Below are 12,016 nucleotides of genomic sequence, written 5' to 3' on the forward strand. Positions count from 1 at the left end.
GTGCGCGAGGTCAGATTGTCGTTGGCGGCATAGACGAAGGTCTCGTCGAGCGTGTTGTTGCCAAAATTGTCGCTCGAAGTCAGCCGGTCGGCCTTGTCGTAGCCATAGGTCCAGCTGTCGGAAGCGGTGAGCCCGGTCGTGCCGGTGATGCGGCCGATGAGGTCGCGGGCATACTGGTCGTCGAGCAGGACCGTGGCGCCCTTTGCCGTGGTGACACGGGTCAGCCAGCGCCGGGTCGGCGAATAGGTGAAGGAGGTTTTTACACCGTTGGCATAGGTGATCTCTTTCGTCTGGCCGTCGGCCTCGTAGATCGTCGAGGTGATGAAGCCTGAAGCGGAGAGCAGCTTGTTGCCGGCCGTGTACTGCAGCGGGGCAGCCAGCGTGCCGAAGTCGAGCTGCACCGGCAGGTATTGCGTGCGCAGCGTCTGGCCGGAGGCATCGCGCACGTTTGTCGTGGTGTGGGTCAGCGTGCCCAGCGTGACGTCCTGGCGGGCGAGCTTGCCAAAACCGTCATATTTGGCGGCCTGCGTCGCCGCAGGGTTGGTCGAGGTGGTGAGCTGGCCGATGTTGTAGTAGCCGGCCGCCGCCTGGTCGTAGGTGTTTTGCGTCAGCGTCACCGCACTGCCACCGGAGGCCGTTGCCGTCTTCAAGGTCAGCCGGTTGGCGCCATCATAGATGTACGACCATGTGCCGAGGTCGGGATCGGTTGCGGAAAGCCGGTTGCCGACCATGTCATAGCTGTAGCTCCAGCTCGAGCCACCGGGATCGCTGACCCCGGTCAGCCGGCCAAGGACATCATAGCTGCGGCCCTCCGTCAGATTGAGCCCGCCGAGATCGCGCACGATCTGCACGACATCGCCGCGCGTCGAGGACACGCTCTTCGACTGCCGCGTGGTCGTCGCATTGATCTGGTCGGTCTCAGTGACCGCGTAAAGCCGCGGATTGGTGCCGGTGCCGCTGTCCAGGCTGTGGGCAAAAATCGTCTGGCTAGCATCGGCATAGACGGTCTTTACCAGCCGGTCGTTCCAGTCGTAGGAGTTGGTGGACCACTGTGCCGTGTCGCCGACAAAGCGTGGGAAGGCTGTGCGCAGGACATTGCCGCGCAGGTCAAAATCCGTGTCGGCAATGCGCTTGGCCCCGGCCGCCGTCTCGCCGGGCGTTTCCACCCGGTAGACCCGGCCAAGCCCGTCATAATAGGAGCGAACAAAATCCTCGCCCGCGCCATTGGGCAGCGGCGTCAGCTTGACCAGCGCCTGTGTCGCCGGATTGCCCTCGTTCTCGAAGCGCGTCTTGGCATAGGCGCCGGTGATGCTTTGCGAGACCTGGTAGGGCCGGCAGAACGGATCGTAGGTGAAGGTCTTGATCAGGCCATTGAAGTCGGTCTTCGTCGCCGGCAGCCCGCAGGCTGTGTTGTAGGTGGCGGTCGAGACGAAGCGCGTGTCGGCGCTCTGGCCGCCGGTGGCAAAATAGCGCGGCGCGCGTTCTGTCACCGGATAGAGGTGATAGGTCGCGTCGTAGTCCCACTCGGTCTTGTGGCCGAGCCCGTTGGTCGCCGAGATCGTGTTGCCATAAGTGTCATAGGCAAAAGTCTGGTTCACCTCCTTTTGCGGCGAGCTGTAATAATCGGAGAAGCTGCGCTTGCGGGTGACATTGCCCTTGGCCGGCGGCGTGGCGTTGGCGCCGCCGTCATAATAGGTCTCGTCATAGCCGATATAGGCAAAGCTGGTGTCCAGCCCGGCGCGCACCGTCTGGCTGCTCGGCAGCGAGACGATGTAGGCGTTCGTGTTCGGCGCAAAGCTCGCCACCGTCCAGGTCTCGTCGCCGCTGACGTCGGTGCGGCCATAGTCCTTGATGCTGGTGATATTGTTGTAGGCGTCGAACGCCCGCTCGACCCTGAGAGTACGTGCAATGTTCTCGGTCAGCGTCGTGTCGGTCGCCGTGTTCTGCACGGTGTATGGCTTGGTCGCGGTATTGACCGCATAGGTCTCGGCCACCTGCTTGTGCACGGTGCCGGCGCCATCCTTCCAAACGGTCAGCGACGGCAGCCCGTAGCTTGCCAGGTCCTGCCGATAGGTGGTCTCGATCTTGGAGGCCGCCGTCTCGCCATTGGCCAGCGGTTTGGTCTCGACGATCGAGGCAAAGCCCAAAAACTTGCGCGCCGCCGGATCGTATTTGCCGCCGGCATAGCTGTAGGTGCTCACCGCCGTCTGGCCGCGGCCGTCGCCGACCGACAGTTTTGTCACCGCATGCACCACCTGCGGCAGGTAAGTGTTCGCCCAGGTCGACGACGGCGCATACTCCACCGCAACCGTTCCGCCCAGTTCCGTCACGACACTGCGCAGCAGGTTCGGATTGCCGGCACCAGGCGCGGAGATGAACATGTGCTTGTCGTAGTCGGTAAAATCCGGCAGGCCGTCGCCGTTGAAGTCGCCGATCACAGTGCCGGCAGTCATTCCCGTCGGCGGCGTGAACTGCACCGGCGTCATCGCCGTCGAAGACGGACGCAGTGAGAAGACCCGGACCGTGCCTGTCGACTTATCGGTATCGCGAGAGACCGTGATGACGTCGGCGCGGCCGTCATTGTCGAAGTCGCGAAGAATCGCAGTCTTCTCCCGTATCGACGGAACCGTGTATTCCTTGAAGTCGACACCGGTCGACAGCCATAGCCTGACGCCGTTGTCACTGCCCCTGTAGTGGAAAATGTCTGTCGCGCCGTCTCCGTTGACATCGGCCAGAACACAGGTGCCCAAGTCGCCTAACGTCGAGCAGCTGGGGGAAAACGCGGGCTCGACCGATTCCCACGTGCCGTTTGACAGGATAGCCTTCTTTACGTTTCCGCCCAGTAGCGGCGCGAATAATGGCTGCTGATGCCCATTGCCGAGGAAATCGCCGACACCGATCACGGTGCCGAACCCGCCCCCGTTGACGGTATCGATGCCGTCAGCGTCCGCGTCGGCGACAATAGCCGGGCCAGCCGAGAGCACATCGCACGCGGCTTCATAGCCAGGCGGCGGCGTGACCGGGGGGCCTATGATCGGGATTGGCCTGCAATTGGCATTGGTCAACGCCAGCTGGCTGTTTGTGAGGACAATCGCACCGCGTGTCCCCGTCGTTACCGTGTGGCCGTCATCCGAAGTCGTTGTCACCGTGTCGGCAAAGTCCATCGTGCTTTTGCCGGCCAAGAGCCTGCCAGGCTTGGAGGAATATTTGCCGTCATAGGCTGCGTTAAGGCCTGCCGAGATTATATCAATGAGTGCGCCATTCGAATCGAACTTGTATCGGTACTTTGTTCTGCTGGCAGTTCTTTGCCCAGTTGGCGATTCCCCTTGCGTGGGGTAGTCGCCAAAGATCTCGTCGCGGCCGTCAAAGTCCAAATCGCCGACCTCGTTTGGTGCTCCCACGCTGGACGGAAACAGAGGACCATCTGTGAGGAGTGCGCTATTAACGGTCGTGTAGACCCCATCGGCATTCTGGTAGGTCATCTGGCCGAGCGGCTTTGCGGTGCCGCCGGTGATGGTGCCGTCGGCGGCGATCGCCGCATCGGTGCCGTAGCGGCTGACGGCGGTCAGACGCGAGGCGTTGGAGAACGGCGCCTGGTCGTAGGTCAGCTTGTAGGCGCCGCGCAGCGCGGTGCCGACGGTGACGCCGATCGCCTTGATGCGCTGGCTGGTCTCGGAAATGTCGCGGCCATTGCCCATCAGGATCAGGTCGGGCCGTGTCTCCAGATAGAATTTTACGACTGTGCCATTGTAGCTGATCGTGTCGGGATAGCAGACCGGACTTGCCGGGCAGGTATAGGTATAGGCGACGCTGTTGCCATTGGTGTCGGTGACCGAGGTCAACAGCCAGCGATAGCTTAGGGCCAGATCATAGGCCGGCGTGCCGGCAGTCGGCGTCAGGTTGGCGACGGCCGCCACCGAGCGGAAGGTCGAGACGGTGCCGTCGCGATCCGTCACCTTCCATTCGTTGGTGGTGCCGTTCAGCGCAATGCGGCGATAGGATTCATTCTCCGTCGCATGCGTGCCGCCGGTCGAACACGACGGCGACACCGTGCCGGCGACGCAGGCAACCAGCTGTTGGCCGTCGAGCAGATAGATGTCGGTGCCATCGAAGGCCGGCATGCCATAGCCCGGGCTTGCCCGCTCGATGACGTCGAAACCGCCAAGGCCCCAGGCATAGCCCAGCCAACCCTGGTAGAGGGCACCTAGCTTGGTCCTGCGCGAAGACTCGTAGGTGAGCGCGATCGACGGCTCGATACCATGGAAGTCCGAAACGTCGATGCCGATGGCATAGCCCAGATTGCCGTTGCCTGAGCTCTTCGGCAGATCCACCTTCGGCGTGCCGATCGCTTCCGGATCGCCGCTTGTCGTGGTCGTGGTCGCGGTGGCAGCCGCCGCGGCCGGCTCCTCGGGTGCAGCCTCGCTGTCGGTCGACTGATCTGTGGTGCCGACCGCGGCCGCCGCGTCTGGGGTCTCGGTCGCAGGCGCGGCATCTCCCGTCGCACTTGCTGCCGACGTTGCGCCCGCATCATTCGTCCCGGAGGCCGTCCCAGAGCCGAGCGCTGCCTCGCCATTGCCAAGGCCACCGCTTGCGGGCGCGCCAGGGTCGGACGAAGTCCCTTGCGCCTCCTGCGCAAAAGCCGCCATCCCTGCAGAGCTTCTAATATAAGAAACGAAAGATGTATCTGCGCCGAAGACACCAGCGGCAAGCAATGCCGCACCAACAAGCAACTTGTTCATGATTCCCCCGAGCCCAAGTTGCTTACTTCTACTCAGCCGCGACCAAACGAATACGACACCGCATCGTCATAGTGAGAATATCCACAGGGAAATTTTTAGGAGAGGTGAGAGCGTATGAGAGATTGTCTCTGAACAACCGAGGACGCCCTAAGCCGATCTGCGGGGCGCCATCAGCCGCTGTTTTGATTGATCAACCATAGCAACGCAGACTATTGCCCTTACGAAGGTCGCTGACGCTCACGGGCAAGTTCCGAAAGAAACTGCGGAGGACCAGGGCCACGGGGCTCGTTTCGTCTAGACCGGCGCCCCAGGCATCCTCTCCGTTAGCGCCGGTTAGCGTACGGGCGATGCTCCAAGCCTCGAGATTGAGCCATTACGAGCTTAAATATCGGCTCCGCACTGAGCGATACAGAGCGATACAGATTGAGATACAAACTGTGATACAATCCGGTACGAAAATCTCAGAAAAACGCTTTTAAATCAACACGAGAACCGGTGCGGCGATGCTTCTCGACCGCACCATCAAATTCGAAAGCGGAACCTCTAACCCGTTGAATTCGAGCACGGCGGGGAGCGTCCTTGTCGGGGCACGTGCCCTTTGCCTGATTACGATCGCGAGTTTTGCCCATGCGAAGAGGCCATCGGCGGGCATGGCCATCTATCGATAGGCGCACATGATTATTCGCGCACCAGGCGTCCGGTCGCCCACCAGATCACCGACACAACAATGATCGATGCGTAGCCGTCCACGGCATAGTGCCAGCCAGTGAACACCGATCCGTGCGGGATCAGGGCTGCAAAGGTCCAACCGAGAACGAGCCGGCGCTGGGTGTGGTTCGAGGGGCAGCTCGATCTCGACCCTGATCGGATGGTTCATGGCCTATGGTCCAGCGACGACCAAGGGTGGCCCGGTAATCTCCATATCGAATTAGCACCTTTGCGCTTGCCTTGAAGGCTCCTATTCTGGAGGGTAGTATCCGCTCGTGGGCATAGAATGTCGGTACTGCCTTTCTTAAGAATTTACGCGCTGCTCAACGCGGTGCTGGCTGCGACTGGGCTTGTGGCGGTGGCTACGCTCACGACACCGGACCTGTCCGGACGAAGCAGACTGGCTTTGGCTGCCGTGCTCGCGGTCATTTGGGGCGTCTATCTCCTGGAATTGGCCGAGAAGCTGCTCAAGCGCCGGGCGGGAGACGTTCGGGACAGGACGCCGGCAATCGCCATTGATGTGCTCGCGGTTTTGGTTCCACTCGCCGCATTTCTGCTCGTCGGCACGCCCGACCGGAGCCTCTACTGTGCTGTCTGGCTGCTGAAACCGCTGCGCGATTCAACTTTCTTCCCGCTGCTGGGCAGAATCCTGACCAACGAAGCACGCAACCTGATCGGCGTCGCCACGGTCTTCGGCATCGTTCTTTTCGGTTTTGCGCTCGCAGCCTATGTCATCGAGCGCGACGTCCAACCGCAAAAGTTCGGCAGCATCCCCCAGGCAATGTGGTGGGCGGTGGTCACGCTGTCCACCACCGGCTATGGCGACGCTATTCCGGAAAGCTTCGCCGGCCGCGTCCTTGCCGGGGCGGTCATGATGAGTGGCATCGGCATCTTCGCGCTCTGGGCTGGCATTCTTGCCACCGGCTTTTATCAAGAAGTCCGTCGCGAGGATTTCGTCCGCAATTGGCAATTGGTCGCCGCCGTGCCGTTGTTTCAGAAGCTCGGCCCGGCCACACTAGTCGAGATCGTGCGCGCATTACGACCTCGCATCGTGCCGGCGGGCGCTGTGATCTGCCGCAATGGCGAGACCGGTGATCAGATGTTCTTCGTCGTGGAGGGGCGCGTCAGCGTCGCGACGCCGAACCCGGTGGATCTGGGCCCTGGCGCCTTCTTCGGCGAGATGGCGCTGATCACCGGCGAACCGCGCTCGGCGACCGTCAGCGCCACAACGGTGGTCTCACTCCTGTCGCTACACTCGGCGGATTTCCAGATGCTGTGCAGCAGCAGCCCGGAGATCGCAGAAACCATCCGCAAGACCGCGCTCGAGCGGCGCGGCGCGGCGCCTAACGGTTGACCGTATGAGACTAGGTGTTCCTCAGGAGGAGGATGCGATGCCAAGGCGGCCAATTGCCTGCCGATGGTGGCTGGCTGGAACTACATGCTGTGCCGCTGCCGAACCACCCTCAATACAAATCGCCACGGAATCGTGGAAAAATGCTTTAAAATCAACGCGGGAGGCGTTGCGACGCTGCATCTCGACCGCACCATTAAATTCGAAAGCGGAATCTCTTGCCCGTTGAATTCGAGCACGGCAGGGGGCGTCCTTGTCGGGGCACGTGCTTTTGCCTGATTGCGGTCGCGAGTTTGGCTTATGCGAAGTGGCCATCGGCGGGCATGGCCTCTATCGACAAGCGCACATAACTATTCGCGCACCAGGCGTCCGGTCGCCCACCAGATCACCGATACAACAACGATCGATGCGTAGCCGTCCACGGCATAGTGCCAGCCGGTGAACACCGATCCGTACAGGATCAGGGCTGCAAAGGTCCAACCCAGAACGCCAAGCCAGCGATTGATCGATGACAGCAAATAGGCGTTCAATGCGGCAAAGGCGACATGCATGCTTGGCATGGCCGAGATGCCGCCGCCAAGACTTGGCCGGCCGCTTTGGTAAGCCATCAGGAGATATGCCGCGGGTTCCCGCACCATGTAACTATGGTCCAGCCTGTCCAAGGCCACATTCAATCCGTGGAAGCGATCCACGCCGACAAAGTGGTGGTAGTAAACCGGTCCGACCGATGCCAGCGCCACGGCCAAGACCGTTCCGAGGACGGACAACGTCAGCGCTGCTGCGCAGAGATAGCGGATGCGGGCAATCTCGTCCGACCAGAGCGACACGAAAAGGATGGCGCCGAACCACTGGTAAAACCAAATGACTTCATAGCTGTTGAAGACGACGAACGACCAATTGTTGCTGTCGAGCTTATGGACGATCTCCCATGGCGGCATCCCGTGCAGCCATTCATCAGCGTCGGCCAACCAGTTGTCGGCATAGTATGGGACGACGGACGGGATGGCGATCTTGTAGGTAGAGAACGCGGTCAAGCTGGCAAAGAAGAACAGCAGCACCAGCAGACAACCGCGCCAGCGCCCTTGAACCAAATCCAGTGCGTAGCGAACCGGTTGCCGCCGGCCATGGATTAGCGCGGCACAGCAGACGCCGCCGATAAACAACACCGGAATGCCAACAAGAAACTTGTGAGAATAGATTAAGGCGGACGTATAGAATATTTCTGGATATAATGCAGATGCGCCTAAAACGTATGTCGCCATGAACAAGGAGAGGCGCAATTGCCATATGGCGGAGGGCCTGTAGCGAGAGGCTTCCGTGGTTAGGGCCAAACCAATTTACCTGTTCTTAACGTTTCGCCGGAGAGACACATACACCGGTAAGGTAAAAACCTTGCTGCCAGGTTTACTTTTCGCCGGTGGTCGACATTTGCCGGCCGGCCCGCATGCGGTGGATCGATTCCCTGAGCAGTCTTGCATCCGCATCGCTGTCCATGCCCCCGCGTGAAGGAATTGCCCCGGAGCCTCGGGGCCGAGCCGGCCGGTTGCTTGAACACGGGCCCGCCACGCCCTCGGTTGACTTATCATAAGTTTTAGCTTATCATAAGTCATGATTTATGATTATGCAGGAATGGTGGCCTTGGCCGATCCGACGCGCCGCAAGGTGTTCGAGCTCATCGCCGATCGGCCACGCTCGGTCATAGATCTGACGCGAGTGCTTCCGGTCTCGCAGCCGGCGGTATCGCAGCACCTCAAGGTCTTGAAGGAAGCCCGGCTGGTCCGCGCAGAGCCGAAAGGTGCCAGCAACATCTATCATCTCGACCCGCATGGGCTCGGCGAGATGCGTGCCTGGCTCGACCGCATGTGGGGCGATGCGCTCGACGCCTTCAAACGGGAAGTCGACAACAGCAAGGAGAACAGGAAATGACGACCATGATCAAGCCCGCGCCGGTCAGGAAGTCGGTGACGGTGGAGGTGCCGCTCGACAAGGCATTCGATATGTTCACCACAGGATTCGGGCGCTGGTGGCCGGCTTCGCACTCGATCGGCAAATCCGCCCTGACGACCGCGGTGATCGAACCGAAAGCCGGCGGCCGCTGGTACGAGATCGGCGAGGATGGGTCACAATGCGATTGGGGCGAGGTTCTCGCCTGGGATCCGCCGTCAAGGCTGACGCTCGCCTGGCGCATTGGAGCCGGCTGGCGCTACGATCCGGCATTGCTGACCGAAGTCGAGATCCGCTTTGTCGCGTTTGGCGAGAACGCGACGCGTGTGGAACTCGAGCACAGGCTTCTGGAGAACATGGGCGAAACCGCAGAGGCGATGCGCGAGGCCTTCGAATCCGAGGGTGGCTGGAGCGGTCTCCTGGACCGCTATGCGGCTGAGGCCAAGCGCCACGCCGCCTGATCGGGAAGCCTTCCAGTCCAATACCAGCGAGGCCCTCGCACTGTCGGCCTCGCCGTTTTGAATCAGTGTCGATCTGCCCATCTGGTTGACCGGGTCGGGGAGATACGCTGCCCTTTACCTGCCGCCGCGAAGGTTTGCAGCGCCGCAGGTTTGTAGAACGTCCTCTCCTCCTACCATCCGGTATGCGCCGCGTCGTTTGGACGCGCGAACGGCGCTGTAGCAATTTGTCGTTGTGCATGGTCCTTTCGCAAAATCGATTCCGATTGTCAGGGTCATGCGTTAGACCTGACAGGCACCTTATCCGGAAATCCGATGGCGGGAGGCGCTGGTGGAAGGCCAGGACGAACAGATGACCGGCGCCAGGGCGGCCGAGGAGCGCCGCGCCGACATCTATGACGAGGACGGCGTCATCCTGTCGTCGTTCCTCGCCCAGATCGGTGCCGCGATCGCCGATCGCGATACACTGACGCTGAAGCGCGAAGTCGACGATCTGCACCAGTCGGAACTCGGCCACCTGCTCGAGGCCCTGCACCCGGAACAGCGACGCGCGCTGGTCGAATTGCTGGGCAAGGATTTCGATTTTTCCGCGCTGACCGAGGTTGACGAGGCGATCCGCCGCGACATCGTCGACAGTCTGCCCAATGCGCAGATCGCCCAGGCGGTGCAGGAGCTCGATTCCGACGACGCCGTTTACATTCTCGAGGACCTCGACCAGGAGGACCAGGACGAGATCCTGTCGCGGCTGCCGTTCACCGAGCGGATCAGGCTGCGGCGTTCGCTCGACTATCCCGAAGAGACCGCCGGCCGCCGCATGCAGACCGAGTTCGTCGCGGTGCCGCCGTTCTGGACGATCGGCCAGACCATCGACTACATGCGCGAGGACAACAATCTTCCCGACCGTTTCAGCCAGATCTTCGTCATCGATCCGAGCTTCAAGTTGCTCGGCGCCATCGACCTCGACCAGATCCTGCGTACCAAGCGCTCGGTCAAGGTCGAAGAGGTCATGCATGAGACCAGGCATGCCATCCCGGCCACCATGGACCAGGAGGAGGCGGCACGCGAATTCGAACAATACGATCTTCTGTCCGCCGCCGTCGTCGACGAGAACGAGCGGCTGGTCGGCGTGCTGACCATCGACGACGTCGTCGACGTCATCCAGCAGGAGGCCGAGGAAGATCTGCTGCGCATGGGCGGCGTCGGCGACGAAGAACTCTCGGACAGCATCTTTTCGACCTCGCGCTCGCGCGTGCCGTGGCTGCTGGTCAATCTTTTGACGGCTTTCCTGGCGGCCTCGGTGATCGGCCTGTTCGACCGCACCATCGAGCATATCGTGGCGCTGGCGGTGCTGATGCCGATCGTCGCCGGCATGGGCGGCAATGCCGGCTCGCAGACCATGACGGTCACGGTGCGGGCGCTGGCGACCAGGGACCTCGACATCTACAATGCCGGCCGCATCATCCGCCGCGAAATCGGGGTGGGCTTCATCAACGGCATCATCTTTGCCATCCTGATCGGCCTCGTCGCTGCTGCCTGGTTCCACGATCGCAATCTCGGCGGCATCATTGCGGCTGCGATGATCATCAATATGTTCGTGGCGGCTCTGGCGGGCATCCTTATCCCGCTGCTGCTCGACCGCTTCAAGATCGATCCGGCTGTGGCTTCGGCGGTTTTCGTCACCACGGTCACCGATGTCGTCGGGTTCTTTGCCTTTCTCGGGCTCGCCACATGGTGGTTCGGCGTGCGCTGAACGTCACCTCAATTGACTTTTACGTAAATGCCATGCGAGGCTTTGAAAGGTGCCTTGTCCGCCGATTCTGGTACGCGCCTGGGCACCGGCGGCGCCGGCCAGTTGGAACTCGCGGCGTGGCCGGGGGCATTGGAGTGACGATGCGGGAATATTATTCGATCACGGAGCTGACCCGCGAATTCGACGTGTCGACGCGGACGTTGCGCTTCTATGAGGACGAAGGGCTGGTGCAGCCGGTAAGACGCGGCCGCACCCGGCTGTTCCGCCCATCGGACCGTCATCTCATCCGCCAGATCATGCGGGGAAAAAGGCTCGGCTTCTCGATCAACGAGATCCGCGAGATCATCCAGATGTACAGGGAGCCGCCCGGCGAGGTAGGCCAGCTCAAGCTGATGATCAAGCGCATCGAGGAAAAGCGCGAGGATCTTCGCCAGAAACGCCGCGACCTCGAAGAGACCCTGGCAGAGCTCGACCAAGCCGAGGAATCCTGCGTCGAGCGGCTGGTGGAACTCGGCGTCACCACATGAGCGTGGCGTCAGCGCCGGCTCAAATCCAGCGCCGCACCCTTTTGGCGTAGTCCCGGTATTTCTTGCCGAATTTGGCCGTCAGCACCTTCTCCTCGCTCTCGATCGTCAGCTTCTGCGTCAGGAACGCCGCGATGACTGCCAGCGGCAGGAACCAGGCGATCCCAGTGACAAAGGCGAGGCTGACCAGCAGCAGCGTGTTGGCGAGGTAGATCGGGTTGCGGCTGACGGCGAAGGGTCCGGTGGTCACCAGATGGTCAGGCACGCCGTTCGGGTTGAGCGTCGTCTTGGCGCGGATCATGGTGCGGATTGCCGTGAACCAGAGCGCGGCAACCGCCACCAACCCCACAAGGCCGGCGGCGAACAGGATGTCGCCGAGAAGATCGCCGATCCACGGCAGCGGGTAGAACAGCCCTAGCGCGACGCTGACGATGATGGCGGCGACATAGATCAGCGGCGGCCATGGGATGTGCCCCAGCTTCGGCTGCCCAGGATTTTGCTGCACGGGTTTCGGGTGACTGTCGCTCATTATTGTCCTCCCT

Annotated in this window: 8 protein-coding genes; 5 read left to right on the forward strand and 3 right to left on the reverse strand. The window is 61.5% G+C overall.

The window, feature by feature from the left end; genetic code table 11:
- A partial coding sequence (locus NKH16_RS21790; protein ID WP_352901726.1) for a toxin TcdB middle/N-terminal domain-containing protein occupies nucleotides 1-4,646 on the reverse strand: 4,646 nt, incomplete at its 3' end.
- 1,087 nt (nucleotides 4,647-5,733) lie between these two features.
- Between NKH16_RS21790 and NKH16_RS21800 the strand changes: the two genes are divergently transcribed.
- Complete coding sequence (locus tag NKH16_RS21800; RefSeq protein WP_352742330.1) at nucleotides 5,734-6,801, forward strand: cyclic nucleotide-gated potassium channel; 1,068 nt, start codon at nucleotides 5,734-5,736, stop codon at nucleotides 6,799-6,801.
- 347 nt (nucleotides 6,802-7,148) lie between these two features.
- On the opposite strand, the gene NKH16_RS21805 is transcribed toward NKH16_RS21800, so the two are convergent.
- Nucleotides 7,149-8,060 carry a phosphatase PAP2 family protein gene (locus NKH16_RS21805; protein WP_352470453.1) on the reverse strand — a complete coding sequence of 304 codons (912 nt, stop codon included), beginning with the start codon at nucleotides 8,058-8,060 and terminating at the stop codon, nucleotides 7,149-7,151.
- 346 nt (nucleotides 8,061-8,406) lie between these two features.
- Here NKH16_RS21805 and NKH16_RS21810 point away from each other — a divergent pair, with 346 nt between their 5' ends.
- From NKH16_RS21810 to NKH16_RS21825, 4 genes are all read left to right on the forward strand, one after another.
- Nucleotides 8,407-8,724, forward strand: a complete 318-nt coding sequence (locus NKH16_RS21810) for an ArsR/SmtB family transcription factor (RefSeq protein WP_352449974.1) — start codon at nucleotides 8,407-8,409, stop codon at nucleotides 8,722-8,724.
- Nucleotides 8,721-9,203 carry an SRPBCC family protein gene (locus NKH16_RS21815; RefSeq protein WP_352742328.1) on the forward strand — a complete coding sequence of 161 codons (483 nt, stop codon included), beginning with the start codon at nucleotides 8,721-8,723 and terminating at the stop codon, nucleotides 9,201-9,203. The genes NKH16_RS21810 and NKH16_RS21815 overlap by 4 nt, the downstream gene beginning before the upstream one ends.
- Nucleotides 9,204-9,552: 349 nt before the next feature.
- Nucleotides 9,553-10,950 (forward strand): magnesium transporter, encoded by a 1,398-nt coding sequence (gene mgtE / locus NKH16_RS21820; RefSeq protein WP_502894836.1) that lies wholly within the window; start codon nucleotides 9,553-9,555, stop codon nucleotides 10,948-10,950.
- 140 nt (nucleotides 10,951-11,090) lie between these two features.
- On the forward strand, nucleotides 11,091-11,477 hold the full coding sequence (locus NKH16_RS21825; protein WP_023676566.1) for a MerR family transcriptional regulator: 387 nt from the start codon (nucleotides 11,091-11,093) through the stop codon (nucleotides 11,475-11,477).
- A 19-nt stretch (nucleotides 11,478-11,496) separates the two neighbouring features.
- On the opposite strand, the gene NKH16_RS21830 is transcribed toward NKH16_RS21825, so the two are convergent.
- Nucleotides 11,497-12,003 (reverse strand): methyltransferase family protein, encoded by a 507-nt coding sequence (locus NKH16_RS21830; protein WP_352449971.1) that lies wholly within the window; start codon nucleotides 12,001-12,003, stop codon nucleotides 11,497-11,499.
- Between the last annotated feature and the right edge of the window lie 13 nt (nucleotides 12,004-12,016).

The sequence above is a fragment of the Mesorhizobium sp. M1307 genome, assembly GCF_040318155.1.
Classification (GTDB): Bacteria; Pseudomonadota; Alphaproteobacteria; order Rhizobiales; family Rhizobiaceae; genus Mesorhizobium.

Bases quoted from the DNA above. Each gene is read 5' to 3' on its own strand.
- NKH16_RS21800 (WP_352742330.1), top strand. From the start codon at position 5,734: ATGTCGGTACTGCCTTTCTTAAGAATTTACGCGCTGCTCAACGCGGTG.
- NKH16_RS21805 (WP_352470453.1), bottom strand. From the start codon at position 8,060: ATGGCGACATACGTTTTAGGCGCATCTGCATTATATCCAGAAATATTC.
- NKH16_RS21810 (WP_352449974.1), top strand. From the start codon at position 8,407: ATGATTTATGATTATGCAGGAATGGTGGCCTTGGCCGATCCGACGCGC.
- NKH16_RS21815 (WP_352742328.1), top strand. From the start codon at position 8,721: ATGACGACCATGATCAAGCCCGCGCCGGTCAGGAAGTCGGTGACGGTG.
- mgtE (WP_502894836.1), top strand. From the start codon at position 9,553: ATGACCGGCGCCAGGGCGGCCGAGGAGCGCCGCGCCGACATCTATGAC.
- NKH16_RS21825 (WP_023676566.1), top strand. From the start codon at position 11,091: ATGCGGGAATATTATTCGATCACGGAGCTGACCCGCGAATTCGACGTG.
- NKH16_RS21830 (WP_352449971.1), bottom strand. From the start codon at position 12,003: ATGAGCGACAGTCACCCGAAACCCGTGCAGCAAAATCCTGGGCAGCCG.